This window comes from Saccharicrinis fermentans DSM 9555 = JCM 21142 (genome assembly GCF_000517085.1).
Taxonomy (GTDB): Bacteria; Bacteroidota; Bacteroidia; order Bacteroidales; family Marinilabiliaceae; genus Saccharicrinis; species Saccharicrinis fermentans.
On the sequence record NZ_KI912107.1, the window covers coordinates 3,413,129 to 3,433,345 of the forward strand.

The following is a 20,217-nucleotide window of genomic DNA, read 5'->3' on the forward strand; positions in this document are numbered from 1 at the left end:
AAATGTATCCTTCAAAGAATTATATAGATGATTTAACTCCTTGAAAAAATAAGAAACCTTTTGGCGGATAGTCTCGTTTAACCGTTCTGTACTACAACACGCTAAATAACAACTCTACTTTAGTTAACATGATGTTAATTCGCCCTATTGATGTCTGGGCATTGCATTTGTTTTATTAGCTTTGTAAATCGAAAAAACAAATATACTTTAACTGACTTATAACATTTCAAAATATTATTGAAAATGAAAAAGATCATATTATTATTTACCTTTGCATTACTATGGACTTCTGCCACATGGGCGCAACAAACAAAACCTGCTTTTTCTTTTGAAGAAACACTTCATAATTTTGGAGAAGTAAAAGAAGCCGACGGAAAAGTATCTCACGAATTTAGTTTTACCAATACAGGTAGTCTTCCATTGGTCATACATAACGTACGCGCTTCTTGTGGTTGTACATCTCCCGAATGGAGTAGAAAACCTATTGCACCAGGAGGCAAAGGCTTTGTAAAAGCGACTTTTGACCCACGAAATCGTCCTGGAAACTTTAATAAAACCATTACAGTAACAGCCAATACCGCGAACCCCAATACGGTTTTAAGAATCACAGGCAATGTAACACCTCGTCCCAAGACGCTGGAAGATATTTACCCAAGAGAGGTAGGCCCCTTGCGTTTTAAAACCACACACATTAGTTTCACGCGCATACAACCCAAAGAAAAAAAGAGTGAAACCATTGAATTTGTCAACACCTCCGATCAAACCATTACTTTAGATTTTGACCGAGTACCGAAACATATTAGTTTGGTAGCCAAGCATCAGGACAATTCATCAGGGAGCAATATCAATACATTTAAACCCGGTGAGAAAGGAAATATTACCGCAACTTATAATGCAGCTATCAAAAATGATTGGGGCTTTGTATACGATCAGGTATTTTTAAAAATCAACGGCGAAACAAATTATAAAAACCGCATCAGTGTCAATGCCAATATCCAGGAAGATTTTTCTAGCTGGAGCCAAGAACAAAAAGCAAAAGCAGCAAAAATAAGTGTAGACAATAAAATATTTGACTTTGGTGAGATTAAGCAAGGAGAAAAAGCCAAACACACTTATTATATTACCAACACAGGAAAATCAGATTTATTAATCCGTAAGGTAAAAGCATCGTGCGGGTGTACAGCTATTAAGCCAGCAAAAACAACTATTGCACCTGGAGAAAAAACAGCGATTACTGCAGAGTTTAATTCAGCCGGCAAAAGCGGTCGCCAAAATAAATCAATTACAGTAATTACCAACGATCCTTTGGCCAGCAGCACACTTTTGAGAATACAAGGTACTGTTACCAAGTAATATCATTTGATAACGAAAGGCTACAAATGAATATAAAAACGGAACACCTTCCAGTATGAGGCGTTCCGTTTTTTGCTTAAAAAAGTGACAATTAATGTGGATTTAATGTAAATTCGCAACAAATTTATTGCAGCAATGATTAACGACGACCATCATCATATTGAAAATGACGCCCTTTATAGTAACTTAAACGTTAATAAGGGAGTAGAGAATGTTGAGACGGTTAACGCAGATGCGGCTCAACGATTCCTACAGAAAAAAAGGAAATTACCCAGCGTTGATGAATTCTTCGAAGGCATCCGCAGAGGTGACATTACCTTATTGAGCCAAGCGGTTACCCTTGTGGAAAGTGCCCGCCCGGATCACCATAAGGTGGCCCAGCAGGTCATAGAAAAATGCCTACCCTATTCTGGGAAGTCCATTCGTTTGGGTATTACAGGGGTTCCTGGAGCAGGAAAAAGTACAGCTATAGAAGCATTAGGAATGCATATTATAAAACAAGGCGGAAAGCTGGCCGTTCTGGCCATTGATCCCAGCAGCGAAAGATCCAAAGGAAGCATTCTAGGTGACAAAACACGCATGGAAGAGCTTTCCTCTCAGTCTAACGCATACATCCGTCCTTCACCCTCCGCGGGCTCACTGGGTGGTGTTGCCCGCAAAACACGAGAAACAATAATACTATGTGAGGCAGCTGGATTTGATACTATTTTTATTGAGACCGTAGGAGTAGGTCAATCAGAAACAGCCGTACATTCCATGGTTGATTTCTTTTTATTGATCATGCTGGCTGGTGCAGGTGACGAACTACAAGGTATTAAACGCGGCATCATGGAGATGGCCGATGCCATCGTTATCAACAAAGCAGATGGCAACAATATTCATCGCGCCAATTTGGCCAAGACAGAATACGCCAGTGCACTTCACCTTTTTCCACCTACACAATCAGGGTGGATACCCAGGGTTGAAACTTGTTCGGCTCTTGAAAAAACAGGGATAAATGAGATATGGGACATGGTAAAAGAATACGTTGAAAAGACAAACAAAAACGGATATTTTTCGTACCGAAGAAATGAACAGTCGCAATACTGGATGTTCGAATCAATCAACGAAAATTTAAAATCCAACTTTTACAACAATCCTGAATTAGCAACATTAACAGAATCGTACAAACAAAAAGTATTAAACGACGAGATAAGTTCGTTTAAGGCAGCCCAAGAGTTGCTAAATAAATATTTCAATAAAATAAACCAATAAGTATTTTCAACCGGGTATAAATAAGCTTACCCTTAAAAAGAATCAGAATGAAAAACATTTTTTTAGTGGCAATGATGGCCATTATTTTCGCTGCTTGTCAGCCAACAACTTTCACTATCAACGGTACTATCGAAGGTGTTACCGAAGGGAAAGCGATCTTAAAGAACATAGTGGACGGAAGGCCTGCATCATTGGACACAGCTGATATCGTAGAGGGCAAGTTTACCTTTACAGGAACTGTAGATGAGCCTGAATTATATTTAATTTTTGTTGAAAACAACAATACTCCTATTGTGTTCTTTGGCGAGAATGCCAACATTAACATCGAAGCCAATGCCAACAATATGCAGGAAGCAGTTGTTTCTGGCTCAGACATTACGGATGTGTACACCAGCTTTGTCAATAAAGTTCCGGGAAAAACACGTTTAGAAGAAATCAACTCTGAATATCAAAAAGCGATGGGAGCTGGAGATCAGGCTTCACAACAAGCGCTACGCGATGAGGCAAATGAATTGATGGAAGAACAAAAAGCCTATTTTCTTGATTTTATCAAAAACAACACCAACAGCATTGTAGGTGCCTATATGGCTATGCAGGCTATTAGCGAATTCGACATGGAAGAATTTAAAGCCCTTACCGCTGAATTCGAAGCCAATTTAGGTGACAGTAAGTATGTTACCAATTTGAAAAAAGCCTTGGAACCAATGGAAAAAGCAGCCGCTGCTGCCATGGCCACCGAAATAGGCGCCATTGCTCCAGACTTTACTCTACAGTCTGTTAATGGTGACGAAGTAACTCTTTCTTCGTTCAAGGGCAAATATCTTTTGGTTGACTTTTGGGCTTCATGGTGCAAGCCTTGTCGCGAAGAAAACCCCAATGTTATTAATGCTTATGCCGAGTTCGCTGCAAAAGGATTTGAAGTATTAAGCGTGTCATTAGACAGAGACCAGGATGCATGGAAAAAAGCCATTAAAGACGATGGGCTAGTATGGACACAAGTAATCGACGGAGAAGGCAATACAGCCAACACTTATGGTGTTACAAGCATTCCTTTCACCTTATTACTTGACAAAGAAGGAAAGATCATTGCTAAAAATCTAAGAGGAGAAGCTCTTAGTCATAAATTGTCCGAGTTACTGAACTAATAACTCACACCTGTCAAACATAGATATTACTTGAAAGGCGTCCTTAGGGGCGCCTTTTTCGCTTGACAAGATAATACATAAGCACATAGCGGATCACGCACAAAAGTTGAGTCTGTTGAAAAATTAGTATTTATTTAGCTGTTAAATAGAAACGGATAAAACAAATTGTGAAAGAAGAACTATCATTGGAGCTATCGGCGGCTCTATTTTTATCAGCAGGAATATTAGATTATTTCCAGATCGTATCCTATCGGAAATCTTCAAGCGGAAAGCATATCTCAAACTAAGGATTTGAAATTAAGGGTGTTGACATTCTATTTTAATAATAATTTCAAGTATAACGAAAGTCTTTACAATTTATCCATAACCATATTCAAGAACTCTCATCTAAAGGATATCTTCTATTAATGTACAAAGCTATCAATTAATGAACCGCAGGGTTGGCCAGAACAATAGCCCCGGGGCCGGCGTTGGCGAGAAGCTTTCCATAAATCACTTACTACTAGATACAAAAGTATCATTAACACTATCCTGACAGCATCCCAACGGAACAACCCCCTATTCACATAATTCTTTATCAAATAATTCAAAAGCCCAATTAGTTTGTTCCGGATCACCCAACACATATACGATATCATTATACCTAAGAATAGTGTCAGGAGCCGGATGCTCAATAATAGCAGTCCCGCGCTTGATGGCCAAAAGGGTTACGCCCGTCTTACTCCGTAATTGAATATCAGAAAGCGACTTACCATCAACAGGAGAGTCCACTTCTATTTTTATGGCAGAGATATTCATATGCATCAGTTCATCAAAAATACTCGGTTGATTTACGATATCACGTTCAGAGAACTCCCCCAGGTTCAAGTTTCGAATATGTGTCAAAATACGGTTCACCTCTTTTTGTGGATATAATTTTTTCACCAGTATTCGATTAAACAAATCGATGGCAATCTCAAGCTTTTCAGGCAACACCTGATCGGCTCCAAGCATATATAGCTGCTCCATATTCTGGATGTATTTTGAACGTGCAATAATATATGCCTTTTTATTCAGGCCTCTCACCTTTTCAATAATCGCCATAGAAGGAATTAACCGACCTACGGAAATCAAAACAATTTCGGCGGTATCCACATGGGCTTTCTTTAAGATGGGCTCATTGACCGCATCACCATACACCACCAAGTCACCTTTATCCATTTTTTCCTTGGCCAGGATAGGATCAAAAATAACTGAGACATGATGCAAATTATTTAGCTTGGCCATCAACGATAATTTTAAGGCACTCGTATCTGTACCAATAATCACCAGGTGATTATTAATATCCGGTATCTCAATTTCCTTTAAAGGAAATAATCCATTGATCAGAAAATCAGGCAGAGGAAGCTTTAACAACGCATTAGCCAAAGGACGCGACACATTCATTAAAAAAGGGGTGAACGACATGGTGATCACAGCCACCGCTAAAAATAACTGATAAAAATAATCATCAATAATAGCATTGTTTAATCCTATTTTAGCCAATATAAATGAAAATTCACCCACCTGACTCAATGCCAATCCCACCAAAACAGTACCTCGCAAGGTATGTCCCAACATAAAACCTGCACCTCCAGCCACGACGGTTTTTATGCCCATGACCAACACAACAATAAATATAACCAATTGATAATTATCCAACACAAATCTTAAATCTAACAACATACCAATAGACACAAAGAAAAAACTAGTAAACGTATCTTTAAATGGTATCAGATTAGAAAAGGCATTATGACTGTATTGCGATTCAGAGATCATGAGTCCTGCCAAGAAAGCACCAAAAGCCAGTGACATGCCCAACTGCGATGTGATCAAAGCAATAGCCAGACAAATTAAAAAGATACTCATCATAAACAACTCTTGATTCTTCGTCATAGCTATTATATGCAACAACTTTGGCAAGAGCCATTTATTACCAACATACACAAGTAGTATAATAAAAACAGCTTTTAATCCGAGCAGCAACAATTCATGCACAATATGCACCTCATTTTTTCCGAGCAGATTAGCAAATAACAAGAGAGGAACCAACAATAGATCCTGAAAAATAAGAACCCCCAGAATTGTTCGTCCATAATTTGAAGAGAGCTCCGACCGCTCCTGCAATATCTTGAGCACAAGAGCAGAGCTACTCAATGCCACCAGAAAACCAATAAATAAACTTGTTTGCCAAGAAAGGTCATAAAATTGAGATATTACATAGAATATCCCAGCTGTCACCAATACTTGCAACAGACCACCCAAAAATACAATCTTCCTGATCTTCAGCAGATGCTTTAAAGAAAACTCCAGGCCAATGGTAAAAAGCAATAATACAACACCGATCTCCGCCAAGACTTCAATTTCATGTTCTCCATGCACCAAAGCAAGCAGATGAGGACCTGCAAGAATACCAGTAAGCAAATACCCCACAACAGTTGGTATCTTTAATTTAGTGAACACTAAATTCACTACGGTTGACAATGCGAATATGACAACAATATCAGAGAGTATTGGAAATTCCATATACAATAAATTAGGGTATAACTATTTTTCGCTTCCACTTAATAAAGTCATACTGCTCTTTTATAACATGCACTCAGGGGCAATTACAGAGCAGACAACATCAAATTAACAACATCAACAAATCATTCCTCCAAAACAAACACTATTCTTCACGGGCGATTAGGGATTTATCATCACAAACATGAAACTCCGGCTGAAGCGTAGCATGGTGTATATTAAACTTATGACTTATCAATTCACGCACCTGTGTCATCACTTTATCCACCTCCGACAATAACATATCCTCTTCACAATCAATATGCGCCTCAAAGTGGATTTCATGATCAGTTAATTGCCATATATGGACATGATGTACGTTTTTCACCTGCTTTAAAACACAGATAGCCTGCGTAATTTTATCAACATCAATATCCTTCGGCGTAAACTGCATCAACACCTTTATAGCCCCCACTACCAAGTTCCAGCTGGAGATGATCAGATAGACAGCAATCATAACAGACAACAGGCTATCGACCCAATACCACCCAAAACGTATCATTAAAAAACCACCCACTAGCACCGCAATTGAAGTCAACATATCCGAAAAGAGATGCAAATAAGCGGCTTTCATATTCATACTTTTTTTAGCATCCTTTTGAATGAGCAATACACTCAAGCCATTTGCGAGTATACTTAGCCCGGCCAGCCACATCACTAATTCACCACCCACCTCAACAGCACCAAGAGTGAACAGTCGCTCCATGGCTTCCACAATCAAATAAACAGAGACACCCAAAAGAGTGGCTGCATTAATAAAAGCTGCCAAAATCTCCGCCCTCTTATAGCCAAAAGACTGCTTACTGGTCGGTTTCCTCTTCGCCAGCTTATGAGCCACGTAGCTAATTACCAAAGCCATTACGTCAGACAGGTTATGCAAAGCATCAGTCATCAACGAAAGAGAATGACTAAATATAGCACCAATTATTTGCGAAACTGTTATCAGCACATTTAGCAATATGGCAATAAGAAGATTTTTTCCTTTAAGTTCTATATGATGATGTCCATGAGAATGATCATGATGATGATGTTCCATTTTTTTAGGTAAAAATAAAGATTTTGAAATAATTCGATAGGATATTCTTCAAATTATACCACAATCATTAAAATTATTTTTTTTAATGCCCCTATCCATATCTGGGAGTGACCTTCCTTAAATTCATAATTGTATATTTGCAACATACATTTTTTTAAGACACCATCATGGATTTGAAGCAGATTATTAAAGAGCTAAGCCAAAAATATTATCCTGAAATTTTGGACATCAGAAGACATATTCACAAAAACCCGGAGCTTTCATTTGAAGAATTCAACACTTCCAAGTATATCTGCTCCAAACTCGACGAATACCACATACCTTATCGGGCAGGTTATGTAAAAACAGGCATTATAGGAACCATCAAAGGAAAAAATCCAAACAAGAAAGTCATTGCCCTAAGAGCCGACATGGATGCCTTACCCATAATAGAAGATGAGAACAATCCTATAAAATCATGCAACAAAGGTGTGATGCACGCCTGTGGACACGATGCACATTCGGCCTCCCTATTAGGCACTGCAAAAATATTAAACGAGTTAAAAGACCAATGGGAAGGAACGATCCTACTCATCTTTCAGCCTGGAGAAGAAAAGTTCCCTGGTGGTGCCAAACTTCTAATGGAAGAAGGAGCCTTAGACAATCCCAAACCTGAAATTATTATTGGCCAACACGTACTACCCGATATGGAGACCGGTCATGTTGGGTTTAAGGAAGGCATGTACATGGCTTCAGGTGACGAAATATATTTAACCATCAAAGGAAAAGGCGGTCATGCAGCCATGCCACATATTTTAAACGACAATGTGCTCATAGCTGCCAACATTATTGTATCGATGCAACAAATTGTTTCGCGCATGGTTCCGGCAAATATCCCCACCGTATTATCCTTTGGAAAAGTGATAGCGGATGGTGCCACCAATATCATTCCCGAAAAGGTTGAAATAGCAGGTACACTGCGCACTATGAATGAAGAATGGAGAGCCAAAATAAAAACCCAAATTCGTAAAATAGCAACTGAGATGGCCCAAAGCATGGGTGCAACTTGCGAAGTAAAAATAAACGACGGATATCCAGTTGTTACGAATCATATCGAAATCACTGAAAAAGCTTATACTGCAGCCCAGAAATTTCTCGGTAACGAACGGGTTCATAAGATGGATATCAGAATGACAGCAGAGGATTTTGGTTATTACACCCAAGCTTACCCTTGTACATTTTATCGTTTTGGGGTTCAGCAAGCGAACAATTTTAAAACAGGAGGGTTACACACTCCTGGATTCAACCTAAATGAGTCAGCACTAGAAACTTCCGTTGGACTAATGGCCTATATTGCTTTGGATATATTAGGCCAATAAAACACAAGTTATTGGTACCCACAGTGAAATTTTAGATCTATTTATCTTATTTAAAAACGTTTCAAATAAAACTAAAACTCAGGATATTGTTTTAATATAAAAAAAAAGAAAATACATTTGTTCTTATAATATTAATAAAAACATTACGAAAATGGCTTACGTTATTAACGAAGATTGTATTGCATGTGGAACATGCATTGATGAATGCCCAGTAGATGCTATTTCTGAGGGTGATATCTATAGAATTGATGCTGAATCGTGCACTGACTGCGGTAGCTGTGCTGATGTTTGTCCTACAGAGGCTATTCATCCAGCCAAATAATTTACCGATAAAAAAGATTGAACCCTGCTTTTTGTTAAGTGGGGTTTTTTTATGGCACAATGGTGATCACACCATCCATATTTACATCATGCTTTTCACAAGGCACATCATCAAGCAACTGAAAATCAAAGCACACACCTATCTTATAGGCATTTTTCAGTCTAGGCAATAGCCGGTCATAGTACCCACCTCCACGTCCCATCCTACTCCCCTGAACAGAGAAAGCAATTCCTGGTACAATCACCAAGTTCACTAAGTCAAGTTGAAGCAAAGGATCACCCGTGGGCTCTCCAATACCAAAGGCACCTTTTTGCAAAGACGCCTGTCCTGAATAACGACGCAAATGCAGATCTTTGCCCACTACCTTGGGTAGGTAGAATTTCTTATGCTGGTACCATTTATTGACAAAATCATGCGTTGGCAACTCATCTGGTAATGACCAATAACACAACACATGACTAGCCTTCGCAAAATACGCTTGTTGTTCCAACTGATCAAAAACCTGCTGAGCTTGCCGACAACGCAAGGTTGCCGACAATTTCATTTTCTGATCTTTTATATGTTGCCGAATGGCTCTTTTTTCATCTTCTACACACTTCATGGTCGATAATGTGATTCAGCCAATATTTTGCGCCCATCGGTCTCCTCCATCAAAGCCTTCAGCGTCACGTTCTTATTTTTCCTCATGTAAGCATCCACAATCTTATAACCCAAAAACTCACCTGCCCTGGGTGCCGAATTATTGCCAAAATTTGAAGTAAAAGGCGCATCTCCTGTATATTTCTGTATCAACATCCTATCTTCCTTAAAAAGATGTTTCCACTCCACTAGCGAAGCCCACATATCTGCCTCATGACTATGACACCAACGTATTTGTTCCTTCGAATAATCGAAAAGCAGACTATCTTGAATATCGGGAAACATGCGTTGTACAAAATATCTTATCTTGCCACGATAAATCATATTATTAATCAGGTCATCCACCTCTGGAGTATCGGGATAGTTGGTCAGGGCCATGGCACGTAATACATCAGAGGCCATCTTTTCTTTCACCATTCCTTTTCGTAAATATTTAGGTATACCTAACCACGAATAAAACTTACAGTCCTGTCCAAAATATTTTTCAATACTCACCCCAACCCACGATGAATCAACTGCGATAGATTGACTAAAACCTGATATCATTAAATACACATCAGGAACCGATATCTCAGGGAAATAATGTTTATAATATTTAAATCCAGTCTCCAACTCTCGCTTAAAGACATGAAAATCAGGAAAAACCTCTTTTGATTTCTCATAAATATCCTTATTGGCAGGATAGGTCACAAAACTATACAAACGATCTGAATAATCCGGTGCTTCCGGGTTACCCAGCTTAGCTATTTTATAGCTAAATGCCTTCATAAAATCAGGATATTTATCAATGATTGGAACAATCTCCTCCTTCACTTTCAAAGTGTCCATTCCATGAATATCTTGATAAATTGGAATGAGATTTAAATCAATGGTGACATTACTTATGTCAGGATACATATTCTTATCACGACAAGAAAAAACAGTAATACTCAAGGCTATACAAAACAGCCACTCAAACCTTTTAAAAACAGTAGACATACGATTTTTATAATTTTACATTAATGACTTCAAACTTAAAAATTTTAACACAAAATACCTATGCTCTAAACTATTTACACCAAAATACATAAAACTAACATGATGCACGTATACCATACGCAAGCATACATAGTGGCTGCAAGAAAACGACTTATTTTTCTGTCTTTGATAAGAAAGCTTCAAAGACAAGGCTTTCGATATTTTTGAAACCAAGGAGTTTACTGATTGTAAATGACTGTTTCAAAAATGAGAATAACGCAGTATTTGGAGTTTTCTTGCAAAGACTACATACAAAGTCATCACCCCTCAAAATATTTGAACAAACAATAGCCTCACTAAATCACAGCAACTTTAATACATTTAATTATTTTTGTCCTAAACAAAACAAATATGCTAAAAAGAATAGATGGCTTTATTGTTGGCCTGCTGTGCATGATAGCACTTGCCTACTTTTATCCAGGAATTGGAGATGAGAACAGCTGGATACAACTGGAAATGATTACATCCATTGGAATCTCACTGATATTCTTCTTTTACGGATTAAAACTAAGTCCACAGTCCATGAAAAAAGGCCTATCAAACTTCCGCCTTCATATCTTGGTTCAAATAACAACTTTTGTTTTATTTCCGCTACTCATTATCTGCTTACGTCCTTTAGTCAAAACAGAAGAAACACATTTGCTCTGGCTGGCTTTATTTTTCATGGCAGCCCTTCCATCCACCGTATCATCTTCCGTAGTAATGGTATCTATTGCCAAAGGAAATATTCCGGGTGCCATATTCAATGCCAGCATTTCGGGTTTAATAGGCATTATTATAACGCCACTTTGGATGGGCTTATTTATGCACACGCAAGAAGCCGACTTTGATTTTCTGGCAAGTGTAACAAGCCTGATAATAAAAATACTGTGCCCCGTATTACTGGGACTCGCTCTCAACAAATACCTAGGAAACACCGTCAGAAAACACGGTAAGTACATCAACTTATTTGATAAGTGCATCATATTAATGATTGTATATAACAGCTTTAGTAAATCATTTGTCGCCCAAATATTTAATGACATAAGACTAGCACATCTTATTCTTACAGTAGTGATAATCATTAGCTTGTTCACCATTATTTATGGTATTATATTTGCTATCACCCTTAAACTAAAATTCACAAAAGAAGACCAGATAACCGCCTTATTTTGCGGCTCAAAAAAATCTTTGGTGCATGGTTCAGTCATGGCTAATGTACTATTCAAAAACATGGCTTCACAAGGAATTTTTATTATACCTATTATGGTATACCATTCCTTACAATTGATTACAATAAGTTTTATTGCCCAGCGTTTGGGTTTAAAAGAAAAATGATAAACGCATAAAACAGAATATTCAGCTTATTTTATTCAATCACACACCAATGAGCTACTATCGGCTAATAGCTATTAATTTATTAAGTTTGCAACATTCGTAATTAATCAAATAATCATACTACCATGAAGAAATTAAGCACACTATTTATACTGATGGTTCTAATCACCTTCTCCACAAAGGCTCAATCCTCGTCGGGACGAGATTCTGACTACCGCTTTGCCTTTGTTCTTAGTCCCCAAATCAGTTGGTTAAAGTCCGACAATAACGCCGTTGACGGCAAGGGAAACTTGATGGGTTATAATTTTGGGTTTGAAATGGATAAATTCTTTGCTAAAAACTATGCCTTCTCAACAGGATTAACCATTAACACCACAGGTGGAAAATTAAGATATAGCGGAGATGAAGCAACAAAGGTAACCATAGGGGGACAAGAAAGCACTTTAGCTCCGAACAGCACCCTAGAATACCGATTGAAATACCTAGAAATACCCCTTGCCCTAAAGCTACAGACAAGCGACTTTCAACGCACCAGCTACTATGGCATATTTGGTTTATCAGGGATGATTAACATTAAAACAAACGATGGTTCCGGCAAAAATCTTGATGACGAAGTAAGACGAATTAATTTTGGATACCGCTTTGGAGGTGGCGTACAATATTCCATAGGTGGCGACGCCTATTTAAAATTCGGCCTAACATACAACCAAGGTCTTTCAGACATTACCGACAATGAAACAATTAAAGACAAAACCACTTTAAACCGCTTAGTGTTCAATTTCGGCATCATATTTTAAACATACCCTGTAGAGGGATCAATCATAAGTATCTAATAAATGAAAATAGCACTTGCTCAACTGAATTATCACGTTGGAAATTTTGAGTCCAACACAACAAAAATTATTGAGGCCATTGAAAACGCACAAAATGACCGTTGCGATTTAATTGTATTCTCTGAATTGGCCATTTGCGGATACCCACCACTGGATCTACTAGAAAGAGAAGAGTTTGTGGAGCAATGCTTACAACAGGTGAATCTGATTGCCCAAAAATGCAAAAGCATCACGGCTATTGTAGGGGGTCCCAGCATCAACCCGGAACCCCAAGGTAAAAATCTATATAACTCAGCCTTTGTTCTCAATGAGGGTGTTATAAAATCGATCCATCACAAAACATTACTTCCCAACTATGATGTATTTGACGAATACCGCTACTTTCAACCCAATAAAACATTCAGTCTGGTAAAAGTAAAAGACAAAAAGATAGCCCTTACCATTTGTGAAGACCTGTGGGATGAGCAACCCGTAGCCAATTCATTTGCCAAAAGCAAGCTGTACACCCAGTCTCCCATGAAAGAATTAAAACAGCTAGATCCCGACTTTGTGGTAAACATAGCTGCCTCTCCGTTCTCCTATAACCAAGGACAGATTCGTCAACAGATCATCAGAGGCAAAGCTGCCAAAAACAAGATACCTTTTATTTATGTAAATCAGATTGGTGCCAATACTGAGCTTGTATTTGACGGTAGCTCATTGGTAGTGAACAGTCAAGGTAAAATTGTAAATCAGCTCAATTCCTTTCAAGAGGATATCCAATACTGTCAACTGGAAGACATTGAACAGGCTAACATCATTGAACCCAGCCCCAATGAAAAACTAAATATGATTCATGATGCCCTCGTGCTAGGTGTAAAGGACTACTTTGGTAAAATGGGTTTCAAGAAAGCTACATTAGGACTATCCGGAGGCATCGACTCGGCCGTCACCTTGGTGATTGCCGTACGCGCTTTGGGAGCAGAAAATGTAAGAGTGCTTCTTTTGCCCTCGAAATATTCATCAGATCACTCCATCAAAGATGCCGAAGATTTGGCCAACAACTTAGGTATTGAACAAAACATAGTGCCCATCAAAGACATTGTAGACAGTTTTGAAAGTACCTTAGCTCCATTATTTGAAGGATTAAAACCCGACGTAACAGAAGAAAATATTCAAGCCCGAGTACGCGGAACTGTTTTAATGGCCCTTTCCAATAAATTTGGTCACATCCTGTTAAACACCTCCAACAAAAGTGAAGCTGCCGTAGGCTACGGTACCTTATACGGCGATATGAATGGCGGCCTTTCTGTTTTGGGTGATATATATAAAACAGATGTATTTGCTTTGGCCCGTTATATTAACCGAAACGAAGAAATCATACCAGAAAATACCATTGTAAAACCCCCTTCTGCTGAACTTCGTCCCGACCAAAAAGACAGCGACTCATTACCTGACTATGATGTCTTGGATCAGGTTTTATTCAATTATATTGAAAAAAACGAGTCCCCCGCCAAAATAATTGCTGCAGGTTTTGACCAAAACATCGTTAATAAAGCAGTTAGGATGGTAAACATCAATGAATATAAACGTTTTCAAACGGCACCTATCATTAGGGTTTCATCAAAAGCATTTGGTCTAGGACGAAGAATACCATTGGTTTCAAGCATACAACTTCAGCGATAAAACGTACGGTTCAGCCCTTTTAATCGTTAAAATACAGATAAAAAAGTCCGCATTACCCTATTTTACTTGTGAGTATGTGGGCTTTTTTCTATTTTTGGCTGAAATTTACATGTTGTACAACATACCTAATATGCCAAGAAGAGCTGAAAAAACTGAAGTCCAAGAACCCACGATCAAAGAGATCTCTCAACTTTACGACGTACTAACGGAGGAAGAAAAAGAGAAAGTACTCAATAACCACAAGGCCATACATTACAAAAAGAATGAGGTAATCTATCGCGAAGGAGAAGTCCCAGACGGTTTACTTTGCCTAGGTTCTGGCAAGGTAAAAGTATATAAACTTGGTTTTGGTGGCCGCGACCAGATTGTACGTATGGCTAACCCCACCAGTTTTATTGGTTACAGAGCTTTTTTTGCCGAAGGTCCACATGTGGCTTCAGCTGTTGTGATTGAACCCTGTACTGTTTTCTACATTCCCAAAGCACTTGTTTTTGAATTATTGGAGAACAACCACAAGTTCAGTTTAAACATCATTAGATCGCTGGCTCAGGAGCTAGGTTTCTCCAGATACAGAACGGTAACTCTTACACAGAAACACATACGTGGCAGATTAGCAGAAAGCCTATTGGTTCTAAAAGAGATATATGGGTTTGAAGATGATAGCAGCACACTGAACGTTCATCTTTCGCGAGAAGATCTGGCTAATTTTTCTAATATGACCACCTCCAACGCAATACGCACCCTATCTACTTTTGTAAACGAGGGCGTAATAACCGTTGACGGCAGGATCATCAAGATACTGGACTCAGAGAAACTGGAGAAAATATCCAAATTAGGATAATACCACTTCCGAATAACTTAGGTCACCTAACACTATTCATAATAATAAATTCGCTTCACCCTGCGACTAATACTGGTAAACACCTCATAAGGGATGGTGCCCAATGCTTCGGCCATATTCTCCACCGGATTATAAGGGCCAAAGATCTCCACTTCTCCACCCTCTTCGGCCAATAGTCCGGTGACGTCCACCATGCACATATCCATACAGATATTTCCCACGATATGCGCTCCTTGTCCATTCACCATCACCCTACCTACTCCATTGCCCAATCTCCTATTTAAGCCATCTGCATAACCAACCGGTACAATAGCTATTTGACCATCATACCCCAGTTCTCCTTTTCGGTTGTAACCAATGGTTTCATGGGCCTTCACACTTTTTATTTGAGAGATAAATGACTTAAATCGTGTTACGGGCTTTAAGGCCACCTGATCGCTTCCTCCTACCCCATACATACCAATTCCCAGACGAACCATATCCAACTGCGCCTGAGGAAACCTTAATATACCAGCAGAATTTAAGATATGCTTAATAAAAGAATAACCTAATATAGCTTCCATCCGGGAGGTAAATTCACAGAAGCGATCTATCTGCGACTTCGTAAACTCATCCAACCCAACATCTTCACTTCCCACCAAATGAGAAAAGCACGACTTCACACCTATTTCGGGACTGCTTTTTAATATCTCAAAGAGCCGTTCTCCCTCGTCATGCACAAATCCCAGACGATTCATTCCTGTATCAAGCTTTATATGCACCGGATAATTCCTGATTCCTTCCTGGGCCAACACCTGAACAAATTGGTCCAACACCTTAAAACCATACAACTCAGGCTCTAAATGATGCATCAACATCACAGGAAAGCTTTTCACCTCAGGATTCATTACTATGATAGGTAAAGAAATACCGGCTTTGCGCAGTTCCACCCCTTCATCGGCAAAGGCAACACCCAGATAATCGACCTTCTGATGCTGTAGCACATTGGCAATTTCGAACGAACCACTACCATAGCCAAAAGCTTTCACCATGGCTAGTATTTTAGTATTATCATTAAGTTTAGAACGATAATAATTAAGATTATCGACCAAAGCATTGAGGTTAATTTCCAGACAGGTCTGATGATGTTTCATTTCTAACACCGAAGCCACCTTCTCAAATCCAAAATTACGCGAGCCTTTAATAAGTATCGCCTCATTTTTAAAGGAATTAGGCACTACATTTTGGAGTAATTCATCGGTACTATCATAAAATATAGCATCCAGATGAAACAAGTGCGCATGGGATTTAAGAATACTCCCAACCCCCAACAACTTAGACACGCCCACTTGCTTTAACAAATCATTAATCTGTACACACAAGCTATGATCATCCATACCACTCTGATAAATATCCGAAAGGATCAATGTCCTTTGTTCAGTTTTACCACGACTTTGCTGCACTAAAAAAGCCAGCGACAAAGCCAAAGAAGACAGATCTGAATTATAGGAATCATTGATCACAATGCAATTATTAATCCCCTCTTTCAGCTCCATACGCATAGCCACAGGCACTAACTTCTGAATCATTCCAGATATATATTCCATTGAGAATCCCAGTACCAGCAAAGCAGAAACAGCACCCAAGGCATTCTCAAAAGAAACATCGTCGGAGAACGGAATCAACACATCATATTCTACACTATTATATTTTAACCCTATAAGCATTCCGGTACCATGATCCTTCTTGTACAGAACTTGCAGATCAGCATCTACACCTCGGCCCCACATAAAAAAACGTTTACATGGGTACTTATTGTACATCTCATGCCTAATCATAGTCGAGTCAGAGCCAAAAATAATGCATTCGCATCCTTCAAAAAGCATCATCTTTTCCTGCAACTTTTCCTGTTGCGAAACAAAATTTTCTTGATGTGCTGCACCCACATTGGTCAGCACTCCTATTGTTGGAGAAATAATCGGGGCAATAATTTCCATTTCTCCCCGTTTAGAAATGCCAGCCTCAAAAACCCCTAGCTCGGTATGACCATCCATCTGCCATACAGAGAGAGGAACCCCTATTTGACTATTATAACTTTTAGGAGACCGAGCTACCGACATAGAATTACCAACCAACTGTGAGATCCACTCTTTAACGATGGTCTTACCATTACTTCCTGTGATTCCAATCACCGGACAATCATAGGTTCGTCTTTTCTTTTCCGCTAACTGCTGAAAGGCCTGCAAAGTATTTTTGACCACTAGGAAATTAGCTTCATCCAGCCCTACTGAAAAATCAAAATCTTCTTCTACCAAAAAACAACGCACTCCCTGCTGATAAAGAGATGAAATGTAATCATGTCCATTATGATTCATTCCCGATATCGCAACAAACAAAGACTTTGATGGAATACTTACAGTTCTACTATCGGTAATCACATTCGAAAACCGCACATCCTTATTTATTATTGACTTACATGATATCCAACCACATACTTCACTAAAGAGATACTCCTGCATCACTACATTATTTTTTATTGACATTACAATAACATGTCCGACACAAAGGTTCATACTCCACCTTTTCGCCCAACATCACCAATTTTTCCTCATCAACCAATCGATGAGAGAACTGTGCAAGGTCACCACAGCGCATACATATAGCATGTACTTTGGTTACATACTCGGCAATAGCCAATAAGTGGGGCATGGGTCCAAATGGCTTACCTTTAAAATCCATATCCAGGCCTGCAACGATAACACGAATTCCCTGATCTGCCAACTGAGAACACACCTGAACCAATCCCTGATCAAAAAACTGTGCCTCATCAATTCCCACCACATCCACATTACCACATAACAATAAAATATTTCCCGATGTCTCCACAGGCGTCGACATAATGGAATTATCATCGTGCGAAACCACCTCCTCATCACTATATCTCACATCAATATGCGGTTTAAATATCTCCACCTTTTGATGAGCTATCTTCGCTCTGCGCAAGCGACGGAGTAATTCCTCCGTTTTTCCCGAAAACATAGATCCAGCTACCACTTCAATCCAACCATGCTTTCCTGCTGATTTTATTTTATTCTCTAAAAACATCCTATCTTAAAATAAATAAAAAGTATCAATATTATGAACCATTCTATTTTTGGTATTTTTCTTGTTACTTTTATATGGTCATTTTATACCGCATATTATCACTAACTTTGCAAAATAAGAAAAAAGAGCTTGAATTGATATTATTATGGACAAAGAAACATTACTCGATATTATTCTTAAAGACATCGCCGAAATAGAAACACTCATCAAATCGTTTCATGGTCAAGAAGATATCCCCGGCGCATTTCTAAATCTAACAGAAAATAAGCTCTCCAATATAAGCGAGGAATTTGAATTATTAAAAAAACTAAATGAGAAAGAAACAGCTGTTTCACCCGCTACAAAAATAGAAAAGCAGGCAACAACTGTAGAAAAAGCACCTCCCATTGTTGAACCCCTTGCCACAAAAGAAATCGAACAAGAGGTTATTGAGGAAACCATCGTGCCTGAAATCATTCAAGAAACACCGGCAACCAACGAAGAAATGATTAGTGAACATCAGTACGATCAGGCCAATATCACAACAACAGAACATACAGAAAAGATTGATAAACCCAAAATAACAGTCCCAAACACGGAGGCAACAACCAGTAAACAAGACGACATACCTAAAACCATCGGCGAGTCTTTTGTTACAGAAAAGAGATCTGTAAACGATTTAATTGCCAACACCCAAGAATCCAACACCTCAAAAACACTCAAAGGCAAACCCATACAAGATCTCACCCGGGGACTAGGAATCAATGACCGGTTTATGTTTCAAAGAGAATTATTTGGAGGTAAAATGGATATATTGAACCAGACATTACAACAACTAAACGATATGCCAGATTACACTTCTGCAAAATCCTTTATCAGATCCAATTTCAATTGGGACGAAGACCAGGAAGTGACAAAGGCATTTTTTAATTACATAGAAAGAAAATTTTAATTCAGCCAATGACAGCCATCAACAGTCACCATCTGGATGACTGTTGACCGAATGCATTGAGCTGCTCACTGCAAAACAAATGGGCAAATTATATATAGTACCAACCCCTATCGGGAACCTTGAAGACATAACACTGCGTGCGCTCAACATTTTAAAAGAAGCCGATTTTATTTTGGCAGAAGACACACGTAAGACCGGTTTTTTGTTAAAGCACTTTCAAATTGAATCAAAGATGTTTTCGCACCATAAATTTAATGAGCACAAAACATCTGACTTAATTGTGCAGCGCATATTATCTGGAGAAACTGGCGCCTTGGTTTCAGACGCGGGAACACCTGCCATTTCAGACCCTGGATTTTTACTAGTAAAACATGCCCTTGATCAGGAAGTAGAAATAGAATGTCTACCCGGAGCAACTGCTTTTGTACCGGCTTTGGTCAATTCCGGCCTACCCAATGACCGCTTCTGCTTTGAAGGTTTTTTACCACAAAAAAAAGGCCGACAAAAAAGGCTACACGCGTTAACAGAAGAAAGTCGAACCATGATCTTTTACGAGTCTCCTTTTAGGCTAGTTAAAACACTAGAACAGTTTATTGAGGTATTTGGAGAACAAAGAAAAGTTTCTGTTAGCAGAGAACTCACCAAGCTACACGAAGAAAACAAAAGAGGCACCTTAAGCGAAGTAGCTCAACACTTTACCAACAAAACAGTAAAAGGAGAAATCGTGATCGTATTAGAAGGCAAAGAAGATAAACCCCTTGAAAAAAAGAAAAACAAATACGCAACAGACAACGTTCATTAAAAAAAATTATATTTACATTATTAACAATCACAAACAACAC

Annotated in this window: 17 protein-coding genes; 11 read left to right on the forward strand and 6 right to left on the reverse strand. The window is 38.7% G+C overall.

The features are described 5' to 3' along the window. Window positions 1-243 precede the first annotated feature (243 nt). The 3 genes from CYTFE_RS0113895 (at window position 244) to CYTFE_RS0113905 (ending at window position 3,752) form a co-directional block, all read left to right on the forward strand. Window positions 244-1,353, forward strand: coding sequence for a DUF1573 domain-containing protein (locus tag CYTFE_RS0113895; RefSeq protein ID WP_044214118.1), 1,110 nt, complete (start codon window positions 244-246; stop codon window positions 1,351-1,353). Window positions 1,354-1,488: 135 nt separating this feature from the next. Continuing rightward, a complete protein-coding gene (gene meaB / locus CYTFE_RS0113900; RefSeq protein ID WP_044214119.1) occupies window positions 1,489-2,607 on the forward strand; it encodes a methylmalonyl Co-A mutase-associated GTPase MeaB in 1,119 nt (372 codons plus the stop codon). A gap of 47 nt (window positions 2,608-2,654) precedes the next feature. Further along, on the forward strand, window positions 2,655-3,752 hold the full coding sequence (locus CYTFE_RS0113905) for a TlpA disulfide reductase family protein (RefSeq protein WP_027472279.1): 1,098 nt from the start codon (window positions 2,655-2,657) through the stop codon (window positions 3,750-3,752). Between the two features lie 558 nt (window positions 3,753-4,310). On the opposite strand, the gene CYTFE_RS0113910 is transcribed toward CYTFE_RS0113905, so the two are convergent. Both CYTFE_RS0113910 and CYTFE_RS0113915 read right to left on the reverse strand, forming a co-directional pair. Next, entirely contained in the window at window positions 4,311-6,296 is a 1,986-nt protein-coding gene (locus CYTFE_RS0113910) for a cation:proton antiporter domain-containing protein (protein ID WP_027472280.1), read from the reverse strand. A 142-nt stretch (window positions 6,297-6,438) separates the two neighbouring features. Continuing rightward, the gene (locus CYTFE_RS0113915) at window positions 6,439-7,368 is read right to left on the reverse strand and encodes a cation diffusion facilitator family transporter (RefSeq protein ID WP_027472281.1); all 930 of its coding nucleotides are present in this window, start codon (window positions 7,366-7,368) and stop codon (window positions 6,439-6,441) included. Between the two features lie 167 nt (window positions 7,369-7,535). On the opposite strand from CYTFE_RS0113915, the gene CYTFE_RS0113920 reads away from it, so the two are divergent. Then, a complete protein-coding gene (locus CYTFE_RS0113920; RefSeq protein WP_027472282.1) occupies window positions 7,536-8,726 on the forward strand; it encodes a M20 metallopeptidase family protein in 1,191 nt (396 codons plus the stop codon). Between the two features lie 151 nt (window positions 8,727-8,877). Further along, window positions 8,878-9,048: a DUF362 domain-containing protein gene (locus tag CYTFE_RS0113925; RefSeq protein WP_027472283.1), complete on the forward strand. Its 171-nt coding sequence runs from the start codon at window positions 8,878-8,880 to the stop codon at window positions 9,046-9,048. Between the two features lie 49 nt (window positions 9,049-9,097). On the opposite strand, the gene CYTFE_RS0113930 is transcribed toward CYTFE_RS0113925, so the two are convergent. Together CYTFE_RS0113930 and gldB are read right to left on the reverse strand one after the other, a co-directional pair. Continuing rightward, complete coding sequence (locus tag CYTFE_RS0113930; protein ID WP_081735997.1) at window positions 9,098-9,649, reverse strand: 5-formyltetrahydrofolate cyclo-ligase; 552 nt, start codon at window positions 9,647-9,649, stop codon at window positions 9,098-9,100. Then, window positions 9,646-10,665 (reverse strand): gliding motility lipoprotein GldB, encoded by a 1,020-nt coding sequence (gene gldB / locus CYTFE_RS0113935; protein WP_027472285.1) that lies wholly within the window; start codon window positions 10,663-10,665, stop codon window positions 9,646-9,648. Before gldB ends, CYTFE_RS0113930 begins: the two co-directional genes overlap by 4 nt. A 390-nt stretch (window positions 10,666-11,055) precedes the next feature. Between gldB and CYTFE_RS0113940 the strand changes: the two genes are divergently transcribed. From CYTFE_RS0113940 to CYTFE_RS0113955, 4 genes are all read left to right on the forward strand, one after another. Beyond that, complete coding sequence (locus CYTFE_RS0113940; RefSeq protein WP_027472286.1) at window positions 11,056-12,021, forward strand: bile acid:sodium symporter family protein; 966 nt, start codon at window positions 11,056-11,058, stop codon at window positions 12,019-12,021. A 125-nt stretch (window positions 12,022-12,146) separates the two neighbouring features. Further along, the gene (locus tag CYTFE_RS0113945; RefSeq protein ID WP_027472287.1) at window positions 12,147-12,818 is read left to right on the forward strand and encodes a porin family protein; all 672 of its coding nucleotides are present in this window, start codon (window positions 12,147-12,149) and stop codon (window positions 12,816-12,818) included. 39 nt (window positions 12,819-12,857) lie between these two features. After that, window positions 12,858-14,519: an NAD+ synthase gene (locus tag CYTFE_RS0113950; RefSeq protein WP_027472288.1), complete on the forward strand. Its 1,662-nt coding sequence runs from the start codon at window positions 12,858-12,860 to the stop codon at window positions 14,517-14,519. Window positions 14,520-14,649: 130 nt separating this feature from the next. After that, complete coding sequence (locus tag CYTFE_RS0113955) at window positions 14,650-15,360, forward strand: Crp/Fnr family transcriptional regulator (RefSeq protein ID WP_027472289.1); 711 nt, start codon at window positions 14,650-14,652, stop codon at window positions 15,358-15,360. 32 nt (window positions 15,361-15,392) lie between these two features. Here CYTFE_RS0113955 and CYTFE_RS0113960 read toward each other — a convergent pair whose 3' ends face one another. Together CYTFE_RS0113960 and CYTFE_RS0113965 are read right to left on the reverse strand one after the other, a co-directional pair. Continuing rightward, a complete protein-coding gene (locus CYTFE_RS0113960; RefSeq protein ID WP_027472290.1) occupies window positions 15,393-17,858 on the reverse strand; it encodes a bifunctional UDP-N-acetylmuramoyl-tripeptide:D-alanyl-D-alanine ligase/alanine racemase in 2,466 nt (821 codons plus the stop codon). A gap of 7 nt (window positions 17,859-17,865) precedes the next feature. Next, on the reverse strand, window positions 17,866-18,444 hold the full coding sequence (locus CYTFE_RS0113965) for a thymidine kinase (protein ID WP_027472291.1): 579 nt from the start codon (window positions 18,442-18,444) through the stop codon (window positions 17,866-17,868). 145 nt (window positions 18,445-18,589) lie between these two features. Between CYTFE_RS0113965 and CYTFE_RS0113970 the strand changes: the two genes are divergently transcribed. Then, window positions 18,590-19,375 carry a hypothetical protein gene (locus tag CYTFE_RS0113970; RefSeq protein ID WP_027472292.1) on the forward strand — a complete coding sequence of 262 codons (786 nt, stop codon included), beginning with the start codon at window positions 18,590-18,592 and terminating at the stop codon, window positions 19,373-19,375. Between the two features lie 79 nt (window positions 19,376-19,454). Beyond that, complete coding sequence (rsmI, locus tag CYTFE_RS26555; protein WP_044212350.1) at window positions 19,455-20,177, forward strand: 16S rRNA (cytidine(1402)-2'-O)-methyltransferase; 723 nt, start codon at window positions 19,455-19,457, stop codon at window positions 20,175-20,177. The last annotated feature ends 40 nt before the right edge of the window (window positions 20,178-20,217 follow it).